Origin of the sequence: Massilia litorea, from assembly GCF_015101885.1 — a bacterium.
Classification (GTDB): domain Bacteria; phylum Pseudomonadota; class Gammaproteobacteria; order Burkholderiales; family Burkholderiaceae_D; genus Telluria; species Telluria litorea.
Genome location: NZ_CP062941.1, coordinates 1,064,141 through 1,082,167, shown reverse-complemented (window position 1 = coordinate 1,082,167; position 18,027 = coordinate 1,064,141). Strand labels below are relative to the sequence as shown.

At 61.7% G+C, this 18,027-nt stretch carries 14 protein-coding genes; 8 read left to right on the top strand and 6 right to left on the bottom strand.

The window, feature by feature from the left end; all coding sequences use genetic code 11:
* Positions 1-25 precede the first annotated feature (25 nt).
* Positions 26-1,654, top strand: coding sequence for an ATP-binding domain-containing protein (locus LPB04_RS04810; RefSeq protein ID WP_193687608.1), 1,629 nt, complete (start codon positions 26-28; stop codon positions 1,652-1,654).
* Between the two features lie 142 nt (positions 1,655-1,796).
* The gene (locus LPB04_RS04805; protein ID WP_193687607.1) at positions 1,797-2,948 is read left to right on the top strand and encodes an acyltransferase family protein; all 1,152 of its coding nucleotides are present in this window, start codon (positions 1,797-1,799) and stop codon (positions 2,946-2,948) included.
* Positions 2,949-2,954: 6 nt separating this feature from the next.
* Here LPB04_RS04805 and LPB04_RS24335 read toward each other — a convergent pair whose 3' ends face one another.
* The 6 genes from LPB04_RS24335 to dnaA form a co-directional block, all read right to left on the bottom strand.
* Positions 2,955-3,653, bottom strand: coding sequence for an HNH endonuclease (locus LPB04_RS24335; RefSeq protein ID WP_193688852.1), 699 nt, complete (start codon positions 3,651-3,653; stop codon positions 2,955-2,957).
* Between the two features lie 193 nt (positions 3,654-3,846).
* Positions 3,847-5,988, bottom strand: a complete 2,142-nt coding sequence (locus LPB04_RS04795) for a peptidase domain-containing ABC transporter (RefSeq protein ID WP_193687606.1) — start codon at positions 5,986-5,988, stop codon at positions 3,847-3,849.
* Between the two features lie 48 nt (positions 5,989-6,036).
* Positions 6,037-7,332 carry an HlyD family secretion protein gene (locus tag LPB04_RS04790; RefSeq protein ID WP_193687605.1) on the bottom strand — a complete coding sequence of 432 codons (1,296 nt, stop codon included), beginning with the start codon at positions 7,330-7,332 and terminating at the stop codon, positions 6,037-6,039.
* A 174-nt stretch (positions 7,333-7,506) separates the two neighbouring features.
* Positions 7,507-10,008 carry a DNA topoisomerase (ATP-hydrolyzing) subunit B gene (gene gyrB / locus LPB04_RS04785; protein WP_193687604.1) on the bottom strand — a complete coding sequence of 834 codons (2,502 nt, stop codon included), beginning with the start codon at positions 10,006-10,008 and terminating at the stop codon, positions 7,507-7,509.
* Positions 10,009-10,114: 106 nt separating this feature from the next.
* Positions 10,115-11,221, bottom strand: a complete 1,107-nt coding sequence (gene dnaN, locus LPB04_RS04780) for a DNA polymerase III subunit beta (RefSeq protein WP_193687603.1) — start codon at positions 11,219-11,221, stop codon at positions 10,115-10,117.
* Positions 11,222-11,318: 97 nt separating this feature from the next.
* The gene (dnaA, locus tag LPB04_RS04775) at positions 11,319-12,707 is read right to left on the bottom strand and encodes a chromosomal replication initiator protein DnaA (RefSeq protein ID WP_193687602.1); all 1,389 of its coding nucleotides are present in this window, start codon (positions 12,705-12,707) and stop codon (positions 11,319-11,321) included.
* Between the two features lie 345 nt (positions 12,708-13,052).
* Between dnaA and rpmH the strand changes: the two genes are divergently transcribed.
* The 6 genes from rpmH to LPB04_RS04745 all read left to right on the top strand — a co-directional run bounded on the left by rpmH (position 13,053) and on the right by LPB04_RS04745 (position 17,790).
* Positions 13,053-13,187: a 50S ribosomal protein L34 gene (gene rpmH / locus LPB04_RS04770; protein ID WP_040378179.1), complete on the top strand. Its 135-nt coding sequence runs from the start codon at positions 13,053-13,055 to the stop codon at positions 13,185-13,187.
* Between the two features lie 30 nt (positions 13,188-13,217).
* Entirely contained in the window at positions 13,218-13,628 is a 411-nt protein-coding gene (gene rnpA / locus LPB04_RS04765; RefSeq protein ID WP_193687601.1) for a ribonuclease P protein component, read from the top strand.
* Positions 13,625-13,885 (top strand): membrane protein insertion efficiency factor YidD, encoded by a 261-nt coding sequence (yidD, locus tag LPB04_RS04760; RefSeq protein WP_193687600.1) that lies wholly within the window; start codon positions 13,625-13,627, stop codon positions 13,883-13,885. Before rnpA ends, yidD begins: the two co-directional genes overlap by 4 nt.
* An 11-nt stretch (positions 13,886-13,896) precedes the next feature.
* Entirely contained in the window at positions 13,897-15,594 is a 1,698-nt protein-coding gene (gene yidC / locus LPB04_RS04755; protein ID WP_193687599.1) for a membrane protein insertase YidC, read from the top strand.
* Positions 15,595-15,714: 120 nt separating this feature from the next.
* Positions 15,715-17,094 carry a tRNA uridine-5-carboxymethylaminomethyl(34) synthesis GTPase MnmE gene (mnmE, locus tag LPB04_RS04750; RefSeq protein WP_193687598.1) on the top strand — a complete coding sequence of 460 codons (1,380 nt, stop codon included), beginning with the start codon at positions 15,715-15,717 and terminating at the stop codon, positions 17,092-17,094.
* A gap of 93 nt (positions 17,095-17,187) precedes the next feature.
* Positions 17,188-17,790 carry a DUF1439 domain-containing protein gene (locus tag LPB04_RS04745; protein ID WP_193687597.1) on the top strand — a complete coding sequence of 201 codons (603 nt, stop codon included), beginning with the start codon at positions 17,188-17,190 and terminating at the stop codon, positions 17,788-17,790.
* The last annotated feature ends 237 nt before the right edge of the window (positions 17,791-18,027 follow it).

Sequence of the window (18,027 nt, the reverse complement as noted above, 5' to 3'; positions counted from 1 at the left end):
CTTCATCATCTGCGAAGCGTCGATCATGGCCCAAATCCATCCTGCCGGCTGGCGCGAGATGTCCGTCACCGGAAATGCCGCACGCGAGATCGAAACCCTGTCCCTGCTCGAGCAGCGCCTGTCCGACACGCCCTACAGCATCTACCACGGCGTGCACTGGACGAATGTCGAGCAGGGATACTCGGTGTACGGCGACGTCGATTTCATTGTCGTCGCCCCGAACGGGCGCATGCTGCTGATCGAGCAGGTTGCCGGTTTCATGAACGAGACCGCGGACGGACTGCAGAAGAACTTCCAGGGCAAGCCCCGTAAAATCCGCGCCCACATCCTGCACACGATCGAGGGCTTGACGCGCCGCTATCAGGGAGAGCTGTCGATCGACTACCTGCTGTACTGCCCCGACTACACGGTGCGCGACCCGAACCTGGCAGGCATCGACCCGCGCCACATCATCGACGCCACCAACAAGGGCAAGCTGGCGAAGATCATCCGGGAAGCGCTGCCGATCACCGATAAAACCGACGAATTCGACAAGGTCACGCGCTTCCTCGGCGACACCCTCAGTTTGCGCCCCGACCCCAGCTCGATGATCGGTTCGGCCACGCAGATGGTGACGCGCCTGTCCGGGGGGCTGGCCACCTGGGCGCGCCGGCTCGAATTCGAACCCTTCCGCCTGCGCGTGGTGGGTACGGCCGGCAGCGGCAAGACCCAATTGGCGCTGGCCGAATACCAGGCCGCGATCGACGCCGGGCTGCGCCCCCTGTACGTCTGCTTCAATCGCCCGCTGGCCGACCACATCGAGCGATTGGTGCCGCCGGGCGGCCGCGTCTCGACCTTCCACATGCTGTGCGACGCCTACATGCGCGCTCAGGACGTCACCCCGGATTATTCCTCGCCCGAGGTCTGGAACGAGATCGAGCAGGCCCTGGCCGACGTCGCATTACCCGAGACCTGGCAGTACGACGTGCTGATCGTCGACGAGGGCCAGGATTTCTCGACCGCCTGGCGCGACATCGTGCTCGCCATGGTCAAGCCGAACGGCCGCGCGATCTGGCTCGAGGACCCCGACCAGAATTTATATGGCCGCCAGATGGTGGCCCTGCCGGGCTGGGTGAAACTCCATTCCGACACCAACTACCGCAGTCCGCGCCAGATCGTGCAGATGCTCAAATCGATGGGCGCCGCACGCGAGCCGGTCGAAGCCGGCAGCCCTTTTAAAGGGGCCGACATCGAGGAACTCACTTACCCAGAGGGCAACACCGAGGCGATGCTGGCCCAGACCCGGCGCGCGGTGACGTCGTGCCTGGCCGCCGGCTTCGGCCGCCACGACATCGCGATCTGCTCGTTCCGCGGGCGAGAAAAATCGGCGATCCTGAACCTCGATAAACTGAGCGATGCGCATACGCTGCGGTCGTTCACGGGGGAGTACGACCTGTTCGGCAATCCGGTGTTTCGCGAAGGGGGACTGCTGGCGGAGTCGGTGTACCGGTTCAAGGGACAGTCTGCGCCGGCGCTGATTTTCACGGAGATCGATTTCGAGGACATGACGGATCTCGTGCTGCGTAAACTGTTTGTGGGGATGACGCGGGCGAGACTGAAACTGGTGCTGGTGATGAGCGATCGGGCGTCCTTGCAGCTGCTGGATCGCATGTAAATACCCTCCCATCCTGAAACAATTGCTAACGTATCGCGTGGTAACAATTCTGCATGCTCGGCTATGATGGCGCCCTTTCGGCAAGATCAGCAGCATTCGCTTCGGTAAGGTTGGGAGCAATGTTGTCTGGCATGGGATGTGGATGGAAGTACAGAGTCGCGTAGTGCCCGCAGCAGCTGGAGCGCAGCAAACACAATTTGGCCTGATCAATCTTTTAAAAGCAGTCGCGGCGCAGCTGATCGTGCTGCATCATCTCGCCTTCTACGGGCCGATGGCCGACCGTGCGCGGCCGCTCATGCCCGACTTGTTCGACTGGCTCGCCGGGGACGCCCGCATCGCTGTCCAGATTTTCCTCGTCATTGGCGGCTTTCTCGCCGCCAAATCGCTGTCGCCGCAAGGCTTGGGAACGCAACGCAACCCGCTTGGCACCATGTGGCGGCGCTATGTAAAGCTGGCGCCGCCGTTTATCGTCGCCACTTTGCTTGCCGCCCTTGCCTCGGCCATTGCCTCCGCCTGGATGACGCACGAATCGATTTCCAGCGCGCCGAGCGTGACGCAACTGGCCGCGCACGTGCTGCTGCTGCACAGCGTGCTCGGTTACGAATCCTTGTCCGCCGGTGCCTGGTACGTGGCCATCGATTTCCAGCTGTATGCGGGGGCTGCCTTGCTGTTGTGGCTGTGCGGGCGCCTGTCCGGCGGACTGCATCGGCCGTGGCTCGCGCCTGTGATGATGACGGTGGTCGTCGTGTCCTCGCTGTTCTACTTCAACCGCGATGCGGACTGGGATGTGTGGGCACCGTATTTCTTCGGCAGCTATGGCTTGGGCATGCTGGCCTGGTGGGCCGGTGATCCGGCGCGCAAGCCGCGTACTGTTGTGGTGCTGTTCCTGATGATGGTCGTGCCGACGCTGGCGGCGCTGACGCTCGATTTCAGGAGCCGGATTGCGGTGGCGCTCAGCGTGGCGTGCGTGTTGATGCTGCTGGGGCGGGTACGGGTTCGTTCGAGCACTGGATGGTCGCTGGCGAACTGGCTTGGCAAGAACTCCTATTCGATTTTTTTGGTGCACTTCCCGGTGTGCCTGGTGGTGAATGCGGCATTTACACGGTTTGTGCCGGTGGATGTGGCGTGGCAGGCAGTGGGCACGCTTATCGCCTGGGCGGCGAGCCTCGCGGGCGGAGCGGCGTTTTTCCGTTGGGTGGAAGCGCCGCTGGGACGAATGGCCGGCATGGCTGGCGGTGCCCGGCCGGTGCGGGCCTTCGACGGCTTGACGCGCAAGGATGTCGTGGCACGCTGAGCTTTCTTAGGTCCGTCCCACATCGATCGACGCATAAGTTCCCGCGTCGAGCGGTTCAGGCACCTCCAGCCGCAGTCGCGGAATCTTTTCGTACAAGTGGAGTTTGAACTCGTCGCTGTCATTCGCGTAATGGCAGCGGCGATGGCAATTCGGGCACAAAGCCACGGCATTTGTCGGGGTATCCGAGCCGTGGCTCGCCAGAGGCATCACGTGATGCACTTCCAGGTACGGTAATCCATCGTTGCCAATAAAAGGTGCGGCCTGATCGCAGCCTTCGCACATTCCGTCGGCGACCTTGAGGACCCAGGCCTTGACGGCGGGATCGCGCACATAGCTGGCGCTGGTCTTGAGTGCTAGCTGGGGATGCTTCGAGCCTGTCGGTATCTTCAAGTATGCCTGGTTGCGCAATGTCGAGACCTGCGCCGCCAATGCAGCCGCATCCGCCGTCGGCACGTAAGCGGTCAAAAATGCGATGTCGTGCAGTTGGAGCAGCGCGACCATTTTCTCCTTCACGGCAGTGCCGATATTGCGTGCAGGGAGATAGCCGGCGATATACGGCGTCTTGAGTTCGTACAGTGCCGCCGAGATGTTCTGCATGCGGAATTCGACCGATGCCTTCGTTCGACCTGCAAGCGGTCCGTCACGCAGCTGGCGATTGACTTCGGCCTTGTTGTAAGGCTCGCCCTTCAGTTCCGAACGAAGCATCACCAAGTAAGCGTCTACTGCGCTCCTCAGCTCTTTTTCGCTCCATGAGCTGGCACTTGCTGTTTAAACTTCGGGAATAAGAGACATACAGTAGGCCAGGACACGGTGTCTTGGAGTCTACTGTTTGTTCAATATCTTTTCAATAATCTATCGATCGGTTTGCGCTCGAATGTGATCACGCGTGCTCCATACATCACGCCCGTATCTTCTGAATCTCGCTCTGCCGATGATCCTGCACGATCGCCCCCTGCTGCAGCACCACGACCCGCTCCGCCATGGCGATCGTTTCGGGCCGGTGCGCAACTAACACGCGGGTCAGCGCGAGCGTCTTGATCGCCGCATTGACGGCTTGCTCGTTCCACACATCCAGATGGCTGGTCGCCTCATCCAGTACCAGGATCTTCGGCTGTTTATACAGCGCCCGCGCCAGCAGGAGACGCTGCTTTTGTCCGCCCGACAGCCCGCTGCCGATGTCGCCGACGAGGGTGTTGTAGGCCATGGGCATGCTCATGATTTCCGGATGAATGGCGGCCAGTTGCGCGCATCCCTGCACGCGTTCGAGATCGGCCGTGGGCGAGAAAAAACTGATGTTGTCGGCAATCGAGCCGGCGAACAGGCCGTCGTCCTGCATCACGGTGCCGATCAGGTTGCGGAAATTGGCTGCGCCGAGTTGCTGCAGTTTGATGCCGTTGATCAGAATCTCGCCTTCCACCGGATCGAGCAGACCCAGTAACAGTTTCATGAGCGTCGTCTTGCCGCAGCCGGAGGGGCCGGTCACGGCAATGCATTCGCCCGCGGGAATCACCAGATTCAGGTTTTTGAGGATAAACGCTTCGCCATCGCCGTAGCGGAAGGAGACGTTCCGGAACTCGATCGAGGGAGTGATTGCGCTTGTGTCGATTTCAAAGTCCTGGCTGCTTACCTCGGGCTCGGTCATGACGATGTCGGCAAGCCGGTTGCCGTGCAGGCGCAGCATCTTGAGTTCGAACACCTTGTCGACCAGGCTGGTCATGCGGCTGCTGAACTGGTCCTTGTAACTGATGAAAGCGAACAGCATGCCGACCGACAGCGTGTTGTCCAGCACCAGGGTTGCGGCGAGCCAGATCACCAGCACACGTTCGCTGTTGAACAGGAATGCATTCGCATTTTGGTAGGTAATGCCGAGCTTTGCGATGCGCAGGTCGGCGTTGAACTGGTCGACCAATGCATTCATCCAGCTGGCGCGCCGCTCTTCACTGCGGCCGAACAGGCGAATGCTCTGGATGCCGCGCACCGATTCCAGGAAGTGGGTTTGCTGTTTGGCCGCGTGGATGATCTGCTCGGCGGTGGCGTCGCGCAGCGCGCCGAAAATCACCAGGCGCAACAGGACATACAGGAGCACGGCGATACAGGCGACCCCCGCAAGCTTCGGGCTATAGGTGAACATCATCGCCAGCGTGCCAAGCACGAGTACGCCGTCGATGATTCCCTCGACGAACTGGGTCGTCAGGCTGTGCTGGATGGTGTGGATCGAGGTGAAGCGCGAGACGATGTCGCCGGTATGGCGTTTTTCGAAATAGGGTAGCGGCAGCTTCATCAGGTGGGCGAAGGCGTTGCCGAACCACTGGAAATTCAGGTCGGTCGCAAGCGCGGTCGTGATCCAGCCGCGCACCGCACCGATTGCCGTCTGCAGCACCACGAGCAGTAAAAAGCCGATGCCGAGCACCGTCAACAAGTCGCGATCAGAAACGAGGATGGCCTCGTCGATCACCCATTGCATATAGAAGGGCGCGACCAGGGCGCACAATTGCAGCGCCAGCCCGAGCAGCAATAATTGAATGAGGCCGCGGCGCAAACCGGTCACCCGGCCCATCAATGACAGCAAGGGAAAATTCTGCGTCTCGTCCTGCCTGACGAATTCGGTCGTCGGTTGCAATTCCAGTGCGACCCCGGTGAAATGCCGGGAAAACTCGCTCAGCGGCAGGCGGCGCACGCCGACCGCGGGATCATGAACGATTGCGTGGGTGGTCGATACGCTTTTGAGTACGACGAAATGATTCATGTCCCAATGCAGGATACAGGGCATTTTCAGCTGCGGCAGCTTGTCGATATCGAGTTTCAAGGGGCGGGTCTGCAGCGCCAGGCCCTGCGCCATGTTCATGACACCCTTGAGCGTCGTCCCCTTCAATGACACCGAAAAGCGCGCCCTCAGACTGGCCAGATCGAGCCGGTGGCCGAAATGACTGGCCACCATGCAGAGACAGGCCAGGCCGCATTCGGCCGCTTCGGTTTGCAGGATGAGAGGAAGCCGGTTGCGGCGCCAAAACGAATACTGCGGGGAATTCTTGAGTTTCATGGCTGTCTCGTAAAGGGTCCTGCCGTTGCGTTGTTCCGGAGCGGGTTGTCAGCCGCGTCCGGTAATGCTGAACAGTGGTTCCAGAATCCATTCAACCAGGCGGCGATGGTCCAGATGGATGCTGGCATCGATGACCATTCCTGACTTCAAGGGCAATGGCTTGCCGTAGGCGGTGATCGTTTGCGAGTCCAGGGTCAGGCGGATCCGGTAGAGCGGTTCCGAAGAGGGCGTCTGTGGCAGTCCCAGTTCCTGGGGCAGCATGGAGGTATCGGCCACTTCGCGCACGCGCGCACGGTGCTGGCCGAATTTCTGGTAGGGATAGGCCTGGTAGCGCAGCAGCACCAGCATGCCGGGCTTGACGAAGCCGATCGAACGCGAGGGAACATAGATTTCGGCTTCCAGTTGCGCACCGTGGGGCAGGACCGAAGCCAGGGTGGTACTGGGCGCAATCGTCTGGCCGAGTTCGGCCGCAATCGCCGTCACCACGCCATCGACGGGCGCGCGCACGAGGATTTCCCTGCGTGCTTCGTTTTCCGTCAGGTTCTGTTCGAGCGAGGACAGGGTCCGGCCCAGGGCACTCGTTTCACGCTGCGCCTGCAGTTCGAGGTCGGCCAGGTTCGCTTGCGCCGCGTCCCGTTCGCGTTCGCTGGCGGCATGCACGCGTTCGAGATCGGCCAGCCGCTGGCGCTGGTCGAGCAGTTCGCCCTGCTTGTCCTGCAATTGCGCGGCGGAGATATAGCTGGTCGCCGCCAGCTCGGCAAAACGTGTAAAGGACTGCTCGGCGAGCGCGACGCGTTTGGTCTGCAAGCCGATCTGGCCCAGGGCGCGTTCGGCTTCCAGCGCCAGGTCGCGTGCCCGCTGCCTGGCGGCGGCAATGCGCTGGCTACCCTGTATTTCCGACTGCTTCAGTTCGGTGCGCAGGCTGGCGAGCTGGCTTTCGAGCAGCATGGAGACGCGTTTCTCCGCCGATCCGCTGCCGGCGCTGCTGCGCTCGGCGGACAGCACGAACATGACCTGGCCGGCCTTGACCGCCTGTCCTTCCCTGATCCGTTTGTCGGTGACGATGCCGGCCTGGACCGGCGTAACGCGAATCACGCCCGCACTCGGCAGCAACACGCCGCTCGCCTCGGCCTTTCTCGTGGTACTGAACAGGAAGAAGAAGGCGACGATACACAGGGCGATCACGACGAACACTGCCGTCAGGACGCGGTGACTGACGGGATGGGCGAGGATGACCGTGCCGTACTGCCTGGAGCCGGCGTGCTCGATGGCTTGCGCGCGGAACAAGGGGCGGCTCTGTGCGTCCGCCGTTGCCGGCGCTTGCTGCTTGTCGGGAGCATTCATCGGTGTCGGCCAGTGATGTAAAAGCGAACACTGAACGGTAGCCTATGCGCTTCCTTACTTTATTGACCTTCTGCAATACTTTCGACCAGTGCATGCGCAGGGCTTATGCAATTTTTGGGCGTAAAAAAAACGGCCATGTCGCCATGGCCGTTCATTCACAACACGTGGATCACATCAGACGTCGATATTCCCCGCCTGCAGCGCATTCGACTCGATAAAGTTCCTTCTCGGCTCGACCTCGTCGCCCATCAGCGTAGTAAAAATCTGGTCCGCGGCAATCGCGTCTTCGATCTGCACCTTCAACAAGCGGCGCACGGTCGGGTCCATCGTGGTTTCCCACAGCTGTTCCGGATTCATCTCGCCCAGACCTTTATAGCGTTGCTTCGACACGCCACGTTCGGCTTCTTCGCGCAGCCAGATCATCGCTTCGTGGAATTCGCGCACGGCGAATTCCTTCATTTTCTCGCCTTCGCCGCGGCGCATGATGGCGCCTTCGCCCATCAGGCCCTGGAAGGTCGCGGCGGCGTTGGCCAGCACGGCATAGTCGTTGCTGAGCACGAAGTCGGCGTCGATCGAGGTCACGTAGACGTTACCGTGGCGCATGCGCTCGATGCGCAGCGAGTGCTTTTCGCTGAGCTCGTCCGAACGCACGACCACGCGCACGGCCGGATCGTTGATCGCCGCTTCCATCACCTTGGCGGACGCCTCGGCGGCTTCCAGCGTCATCATGTCCAGTGTCACGCCGCTCATGATGGCGGTCAGCGCGGCACGGTCGATCACGCGCGTCAGGCGCATCATGATGGCGTTGGCCAGGTTGTACTGGCGGACCAGCTCGGCCAGCGCTTCGCCCGTGATCGGCTCGGCGCCTTCGCGCGGCAGCAGCGAGGCGCCGTTCAGCGCCACCATCATCATGTAGCTCGCTTCCTCGACGTCGTCTTTCAAATAGCGCTCGTCGCGGCCGGACTTCACCTTGTACAGCGGCGGCTGGGCAATATAGATGTGGCCGCGTTCGACCAGCTGCGGCATCTGGCGGTAGAACAGCGTCAGCAGCAGGGTCCGGATGTGGGCGCCATCGACGTCCGCATCGGTCATGATGATGATGCGGTGGTAGCGCAGTTTATCCACGTTGAATTCGTCCGGGCCGATCGAGGTGCCGAGGGTCGCGATCAGGGTCGTGATCTGTTCCGACGACAGCATCTTCTCGAAGCGCGCCTTTTCCACGTTCAGCACCTTGCCGCGCAGCGGCAAAATCGCCTGGAACTTGCGGTCGCGGCCCTGCTTGGCGGAGCCGCCTGCCGAGTCACCCTCGACGATGTACAGCTCGGCCAGCGCCGGGTCGCGTTCCTGGCAGTCGGCCAGTTTCGACGACAGGCCCAGGCCGTCCATGACGCCCTTGCGGCGGGTCAGGTCGCGCGCTTTTCTAGCCGCTTCGCGGGCACGGGCGGCTTCGACGATCTTGCCGCAGATGATTTTGGCGTCGTTCGGCTTTTCGTTCAGGAAGTCGGTGAGCGTTTTCGCCACGATTTCCTCGACCGGGCCGCGCACTTCCGACGACACGAGTTTATCTTTGGTCTGCGACGAGAATTTCGGTTCCGGCACTTTGACGGACAGCACGCAGGTGAGGCCTTCGCGCATGTCGTCGCCCGAGATCTCGACTTTCGCCTTCTTCGCGAAATCGTTCTCGTCGATGTATTTGTTGATCACGCGCGTCATCGCCGCCCGCAGGCCGGTCAGGTGGGTGCCGCCGTCGCGCTGGGGGATGTTGTTGGTGAAGCAGAGCACCTGCTCGTTGTAGGCGTCGTTCCACTGCATCGAGACGTCGACCGAGATATTCGTGCCATGCTCGGACATGCGGTCGCCGGTGGCCTGGAACACGGTCGGGTGCAGGACCGTTTTCGCCTTGTTGATGTACTCGACGAAGCCGCGGGTGCCGCCTTCGAAGGCGAAGACTTCTTCCTTGCCGGTGCGGTGGTCGCTCAGCCTGATGTTGACGCCGTTGTTCAGGAACGAGAGTTCGCGGATACGCTTGCTCAGGATCTCGTAATGGAATTCGACCGTCGTGAAGATTTCTTCGTCAGCCCAGAAGTGCACTTCGGTGCCGCGCTTGTCCGTTTCGCCGATCACCTTGATCGGGGAGACTTCGAAGCCGTCGACGATCTCGATTTCGCGGTTCTGCGGAACGCCGCGCACGAATTCCATCTGGTGCACTTTGCCTTTTTGGCGGACCGTCACGCGCAGCAGTTTCGACAGCGCATTCACGCAGGACACGCCGACGCCGTGCAGGCCGCCGGACACTTTATAGGAGTTCTGGTTGAACTTGCCGCCGGCGTGGAGTTCGGTCAGGGCGATTTCGGTCGCCGAGCGCTTCGGCTCGTGCTTGTCGTCCATCTTGACGCCGGTCGGGATGCCGCGGCCGTTGTCGGCGATCGAGATCGAATTGTCGGCGTGGATGGTGACGTGGATTTCGGTGCAGTAGCCGGCCAGCGATTCGTCGATCGAGTTATCGAGCACCTCGAAGACGAGGTGGTGCAGGCCGGTGCCGTCCGAGGTATCGCCAATGTACATGCCCGGGCGCTTGCGCACCGCTTCCAGGCCTTCCAGAATTTGAATCGAGGCGGCGCCGTAATCGTCCGACATCATCGGCGACTGGGGCATTTCGTTGGTGTTATCGGACATGGACTGCTTTCTCAAAAAACTGTGTATTCAGACTGCTCAGTTCGGGCCGCGACCTTGATTAAACAAGAGGCAGCAGCCCGAATCGCCGAATTAATGCGCGTATCTTTTAGATGCGCATCGGCATGACGACATACTTAAAATCGCCATTGTCGGGAATCGAGATCAGGGCCGACGAATTCGAGTCGCCCAGGGCGATGTTCACCTGGTCGCACTTCAGGTTGTTCAGCACGTCGAGCAAATACGTGACGTTGAAACCGATGTCGATCTGGTCGCCGCCGTAGTCGATCTCGAGTTCTTCGACCGCTTCTTCCTGGTCGGCATTGGTCGAGCTGATCTTCATGCTGCCCGGGGTGATGATGCAGCGCACGCCCTTGAACTTGTCGCTGGTCATGATCGCGGCGCGCTGCAGCGAGCGCAGCAGTTCGTCGCGGCTGATCGTGAAGTCGTTTTTATAGCCCTTCGGGATCACGCGGGTGTAGTCAGGGAATTTACCTTCGACCAGCTTCGAGACCAGTTCGATGTCGGCGAAGGTCAGTTTGACCTGCGACGCGGCGATGTCGAGCTGGACGGTTTCGTCGCTTTCTTCGAGCAAGCGCTGCAGTTCGATGATGGTCTTGCGCGGGATGATGACTTCCTGGCGCGTGAATTCCTGCTCGGCTTCGACCTGACAGAACGCGAGGCGGTGGCCGTCGGTGGCGACTGCAATCACCTTGTTACCGTCCAGCACCAGCAGCAGGCCGTTCAGGTAGTAGCGGATGTCCTGCTGGGCCATCGCGAAGTGCACCATGTTGAACAGGTGCTTCAGCGTCTTTTGCGGCAAGGTGACGGTGGCGTTGTAGGTGTCCGCAACCGAGACGGTCGGGAATTCCTCGGCGGCCAGGGTCTGCAGCGCAAAGCGCGACTTGCCGCTCTGCACAGCCAGGCGTTTATTTGCCAGCGTCATCGTGACATCGCCCGATTCCGGCAGCGCGCGCAGGATGTCCAGCAGTTTACGGGCAGCGACCGTGGTGCCGGTGATGTCATCGCCGGAACCGATGTTCGCGTGCGTCGTGATCTGCACTTCGGTGTCGGTCGACAGGAAAGAGACGCTTTCGCCGTCCTTGCGGATGAGGATATTGGCCAGAATCGGCATGGTGTGCCGACGCTCGACAATACCGCTCACGATCTGCAGTGGCCGGAGAAGCGTGTCTCGGGTGGTTTTGACCAATTGCATAGTTGTCCTCAGAAAGGGTTAATACTGAAAGTGTTGCTACTGCACTATTCTGCCAATTGCCGAGGGTAAATGCCACCCCCGGCGATGTGTGATCGGATCAGCCCTTGAGGGTCTGCTCCAGCACGTGCAATTCGTGGTTGCACTCGGCATTTTTCTGGCGGTCGCCGGCGATCTTGCGCACCGCGTGCAGCACGGTGGTGTGGTCGCGGCCGCCGAACAGTTCGCCGATTTCCGGCAGACTCTTCTGCGTCAATTCCTTGGCCAGGTACATGGCGATCTGGCGCGGGCGGGCGATGTTCGCCGGGCGCCGCTTCGAGTACATGTCGGCGACCTTGATGTTGAAGAAGTCGGCCACCGTCTTCTGGATGTTTTCCACCGAGATCTGGCGGTTCTGCACCGACAGCAGATCCTTCAGGGCTTCCTTCACGATGTCGATCGTGATGTCCTTGCCGTGGAAACGCGAGTAGGCCAGGATTTTTCGCAGCGCGCCTTCCAGCTCGCGCACGTTCGAGCGCAGGTGTTTCGCCACGAAGAAGGCGACGTCGTCGGAGAGCGTGACGCCTTCCGATTGCGCCTTTTTCAGCAGGATCGCGACGCGCATTTCCAGTTCCGGCGGCTCGATCGCGACCGTCAGGCCGGAATCGAAGCGCGAGATCAGGCGGTCGTCCATGCCCGTGATCTCTTTCGGATAGGTGTCCGAGGTGATGATGATCTGCTTTTTCGCCGCGATCAGCGCCTCGAACGCATAGAAGAACTCTTCCTGGGTGCGGCTTTTCCCGCCGAAGAACTGGATATCGTCGATCAGCAGCATGTCGAGCGAGTGATAGTAATGCTTGAAGTCGTCGAAACCTTTGCGTTGATAGGCGGTGACGACGTCGCGCACGTACTGCTCGGCGTGGATGTAGCGGATGCGCGCGCCCGGCTGGTCGGCCATGACCTGGTTGCCAATCGCGTGGATCAGGTGGGTCTTACCGAGGCCGACGCCGCCGTAGAAGAACAGCGGGTTGTAGGACACGCCCGGGTTGTTCGCCACCTGGATCGCGGCGGCGCGCGCCAGCTGGTTGGCCTTACCGGTAACAAAACTGTCGAAGGTCAAGTCCGGGTTGATGCGGCTCTGCTCGCGCTTCGGCGAGTTGGCGATATTTAAATTTTGCTGCGGCTCAGCGGGTGCGGACGGGCGCAGTTGGCCCGGTTCCGCCTGGGCGGCCGGGGCAGGGCGCACGGCGTCCGGCTTTTTCACGTTCAGGCGCGGGTCGAGCACGAACTGCACCTCGACCGGGGCTTCCCAGTACTGGCAGGCCAGTGCCGTGATGCGGTTGGCGAACTGCGACTTCACCCAGTCGAGCTTGAATCGATTGGGCGCTGCAATGCGCAGCTTGCCGTCCTCGTAATCGAGGGCGACGAGCGGTTTGATCCACGCGCTGTATTGTTGCGGCGTCAGCTCGAGCTCCAGTTGTGCGGAGGCGGTCTGCCAAAAATTTTCCATGTATGCGGCTTATTGATACGTAACACGCTATTTTACCCGTCTACGCGCAAGTTATCCACAGGTTGGGCCAAGTTTTTGCGCGTTGGCTGGGGATAAAGATCGAGTTATCCATACCGTCAGTAAAAAGTGAAACAACAGTCGCCTTGACAGTCGGGGGCGAAATCGAGTCTAATTCAGGGTTCCCCGTCCGCCTGTCTGTCAGCCGAGCAATTTTGGCCATGAAGTGCAGGGACGAGCTGTGGCGTGACGCTGGCTTAACAACTGCGAACTGTCATTGGCGCCGATTCCTGACGAGAAGACGTCAGACCCGATTTTGCATCCTATTTTGCTTTAAGCGAGACCACCATGAAACGTACTTACCAACCTTCCGTCGTTCGTCGCAAGCGCACGCACGGCTTCCGCGCACGTATGGCTACCCGTGGTGGCCGCCAAGTCCTGAACGCACGCCGCGCCAAGGGCCGCAAGCGTCTGGCTGTCTAAGCCAGCTCGCCTGCTCCACTGCGGTCGGCCATGACAGGCGAAGGTTCGCACGACTTCGCGCGCGCTCGGCGCATTTTAAAAACGGATGAGTTTTCATCCGTTTTTCGTTTGCGGCCCACGCAAAAATCCGCGCATTTCGTGTTGTACACGCGACCCAGCCCGCTGCCCCATGCGCGGCTGGGCATCGTCGCGGCCAAACGCTTCGCGCCGCGCGCCGTCACCCGCAATACCATCAAGCGCGTCACGCGCGAACTGTTCCGCACGCACGAGATCCAGGCTGTCGATTGCATCGTTCGCCTGGCCCGTCCGGTGAACACCAAGGCCGGCCCGGCGACCAACAGCGCGCTGAAACGCTTGCTGCACGCCGAACTGTCACGCCTGCTGGCTTCACAGCGTCCACGCCGCCCCGTTGGGCCGGCGCCTGCGCCACCGACGCCATGAAGACCCTGCTCATCTGGATCGTGCGAGCCTATCGACTCGTGCTGTCGCCGATGCTCGGGCAGAATTGCCGCTTTTATCCGTCCTGTTCCAGTTATGCCATCGAGGCGCTCCAGACCCATGGTGCGCTGCGCGGCAGCTGGCTGGCCGCGCGCCGCCTGGGCCGCTGCCATCCCTGGAATGCGGGCGGCGTCGATCCGGTGCCCCCACGCGGGCACAAAGATTCCCACCCAGCCGCTTGCGGTTGCAACCACTCCTGATCAATACCTCAATGGAAATCAATAAACGTACCATTTTGTGGATTGTCTTCGCCGTCTCGCTTGTCGTCCTGTGGAATAACTGGATGGTGTCGAACGGTAAGCAATCGATGTTCTCGCCTACGCCGCCGGCCAAGGTCGCGCAAGCGCCTGCCGCTGCGAATGCCACCGGCACCACCGGTTCGCCGGCCGCCGGTGTTCCGGCCGCGGGCGCCCAGCCCGGCGCGGTGCCTGGTGCTGCGGCACCGGGCGCAGTGCCTGGCCAGCCGGCCGCTCCTGCACCGGCCGAGCGCATCACCGTCACCACCGACGTCATCAAGGCCGAGATCGACACCCAGGGTGGCGTCATCCGCCGCCTCGAGCTGCTGAAATTCCCTGACCACTTCGACAAGACGAAGAACCAGGTGCTGTTCAACGTCACCGGCAACAACGTCTACCTGGGCCAGACCGGCCTGATCGGTTCGACCCCGGCCGGCGTCCTGCCTAACCACAACACGCCATTCGTGGCGCGTCCCGGCCTGCGCACCCTCGACGGCGGGAATGCCGTGCAAGTCGTGCTCGATGCGGAGCAGGGCGGCGTCAAATTGACCAAGACGCTGACCTTCAAACGCGGCGAGTACGTGGTCGATGTCCGTCACGACGTCACCAACCTGACCGCGGCGCCGGTCCAGCCTTCGCTCTACCTGCAGCTGCAGCACGACGGCAACAAGCCGGAAGGCAGCTCCTGGTTCACCCCGAGCTTCACCGGCCCGACCCTGTGGACCCCTGAAGAGAAATACAAGAAGCTGAGCTTCGAGAACATCGAAAAGGGCAAAGCCGAGCACGCGACCAAGGCGAACGGCGGCTGGGTGGCGATTTCGCAGCACTTCTTCGTATCGGCCTTCATTCCGGCCGAGAATGCCCCGCGCGACATCTTCACCAAGAAGCTGGCGACGAACTTGTACGCAATCGGTACCGTCCAGCCGCTGGGCACGGTGGCACCGGGCGCGACCGTCTCGAACACCGCGCGCCTGTACTCGGGTCCGCAGGACGAGAAGACGCTGGAAAAAATCACCCCGGGCCTGGAACTGGTCAAGGACTACGGCATGTTCGCGATCATCGCGAAACCCCTGTTCTGGATCATCGACCAGATCCACCAGCTGCTGGGCAACTGGGGCTGGACGATCATTGCCTTCACGATCCTGATCAAGCTGGCCTTCTTCCCGCTGTCGGCCGCCGGCTACCGCAGCATGGCAAAGATGCGCGTCGTCACGCCGAAGATGCAGGCGATCCGCGAGCGCTACAAAGCCGACCCGGTCAAGATGCAGCAGGCGACCATGGAACTGTACAAGGCCGAGAAGATCAACCCGCTGGGCGGCTGCCTGCCGATCCTGGTGCAGATGCCGGTGTTCCTGGCCCTGTATTACGTGCTGCAAGCCTCGGTCGAGATGCGCGGCGCGCCGTGGATCGGCTGGATCACCGACCTGACCCAGCCTGACCGCTTCTTCATCCTGCCGATCCTGTACGCGATCTCGATGTTCATCACGGCGAAACTGAATCCCCAGCCGGCCGATCCGATGCAGGCAAAGATGATGATGTTCATGCCGCTGGCGTTCTCGGTCATGTTCATCTTCTTCCCGTCGGGCCTGGTCCTGTACTGGGTGGTGAACAATCTGGTGTCGATCGCGCAGCAGTGGGTGATCACCAAGAAGTACGGCACGGCGACCAAGTAAGTTGCTTGTGTTGTGAACAAAAGCCCGTGGACTCCACGGGCTTTTTTAATTGCCAACGATTAACCGAAGCCACACATTCATTCAGGCAGCTTCCTGCCTTAAATCATCTACAATTCGCGCATGAAGCTAGATACCTCTCCCATCGCGGCGATCGCCACCGCACCCGGACGCGGCGGCATCGGCGTGGTCCGCGCCTCCGGTAAATCGCTCGGCCCGCTGATCGAAGCGCTGTTCCCCGATACGAAACTGGCGCCGCGCCACGCAACCTACATTCCTTTTAAATCCGTCGACGGCAGCGTCATCGACCAGGGCCTGGCCTTGTACTTCAAGGCGCCGCATTCCTACACCGGCGAAGACGTGCTCGAACTGCAGGGCCATGGCGGCCCGGTCGTGCTGCAGATGCTGCTGTCCCGGGTGCTGGAAGCGGGCCGCGAACACGGCCTGCGCCTGGCCGAACCGGGCGAATTCACGCGCCGCGCCTACCTCAACGACAAGCTCGACCTGGCCCAGGCCGAAGCGGTGGCCGACCTGATCGACGCTTCCACCGAGGCGGCGGCGAAATCGGCCTCCCAGTCGCTGTCGGGCGCGTTCTCGCAAGTCGTGCACCGGCTGGTCGAACAGACGATCAACTTGCGCATGCTGGTCGAGGCAACGCTGGACTTCCCGGAAGAGGAAATCGATTTCCTCGAAAAATCGAACGCACGCGGCCAGCTTGCCGGCATCGTCGAGTCCCTGGAGCACGTGTTCCGCCAGGCGGCGCAGGGAGCATTGCTGCGCGAAGGGCTGAATGTGGTGCTGGTCGGACAGCCGAACGTCGGTAAATCCTCGCTGCTGAACGCGCTGGCCGGTGCGGAAGTGGCGATCGTCACGCCGATCGCCGGCACCACGCGCGATAAAGTCAGCGAGACGATCCAGATCGAGGGTATTCCCTTGAACATCATCGACACCGCCGGCATCCGCGCGATCGACGAGGGCATCGACGTCGTCGAGCGCATCGGCATCGAGCGCACCTGGGGAGAGGTCGGCAAGGCGGACGTGATCCTGCACCTGCTGGACGCGAACCTCGGCCCAAGCGCAGCCGACGAGACCATCGTCGCCGCTTTCCCGGCCGGGGTGCCGGTGGTACGGATCTGGAACAAGATCGATTTGTCGGGACACCGGGCGACCGTCGAGGGTGCGGCCGATGCCACGCATATCTATTTGTCGGCCAATGAAAAACTCGGCATCGACCTGCTGCGCGCGGAACTGCTGCGCATCGCGGGCTGGCAGCAGACGGGCGAGTCGCTCTACCTGGCGCGCGAACGCCACCTGATCGCACTGCGCGCGGCGCGCCAGCATCTGGACGTGGCGGCGCAGCATGCGGCGCAGGATGACCAGTCGCTGGATTTGTTTGCCGAAGAGCTGAGGTTGGCGCAGGATCAGCTGTCGAGCATTACCGGCGAGTTCACGCCGGACGATCTGCTCGGGGTGATTTTCAGCCGGTTCTGTATCGGTAAATGACAGGTTTCGTAGGGTGGGCTCAAGAGCCCACCCTACGAAACCACCCCTCCGATTAGCCCGTGCTACCCTTGAGCCCGAACCCAAGGAGCTGGCATGGCTGAACAACACCCCCTGCGCGCGCGACGCGCTACGCGACGCGTCTTCCTCATCGCATCGAGCCTGGCCGCGGCCGCCGCCCTGGCGTCCTGCGCCAGCCTCCTCGGCCCGCGCGAAGTCGATATTCCGCTGCCCAAACTGCAGGCCAGCCTCGACCGCCGCTTCCCGATGGACAACCGCTTGTTGGAACTGTTCGACCTGCGTTTGTCTCGCCCGCAGCTGGCCGTGCTGCCGGGCGACCGCGTCGCGCTCACGGTCGACGCCAGCGTCGCCCAATCCTTCCTCAGGAATCCCCTCGGCGGCACGCTCGCCTTTTCCGGCCGCCTCGTGGTCGACCAGGCGAGAAGCGGCGTCTACCTGGCCGAGCCGCGCCTGGAACGCTTCGCCATCAGCGGGCTCGACGAGTCCGTGACGCGCCAGCTGTCGCGTGCGGCGAACGTCGTGCTCGAGCGGGCGATTCTCGACATTCCGGTCTACAGTTTCCGCATGGACGAGCTGCGCTATGCCGGCGTCCAGTACATCCCCACCCGCATTGCGACCACCTCGACCGGCCTGCGCGTCTCGCTCGAACCGGCCGCACAAGCTTCAACGGCGCGCTGAGCGGCAATTCTTGCCTGTTACAAAATCTCGCAATTAAACGGCCGCGCACGATTGGAAGGCCGCCAGGATTCGTTGTCAATACTGCTAAGATTTCCGCAGTTGACATCGCTTTTGCGGCTGCGCGGCGTCCGTTGGGCGATCTGTTGCAGGCTTGCCGCAACGCGCAGAGAGCACGCATGACAGCGTTGCGGGAGCGCCGGGTTGGGCGCACACTGGTCCTGGGGAACGGCTGTGGCA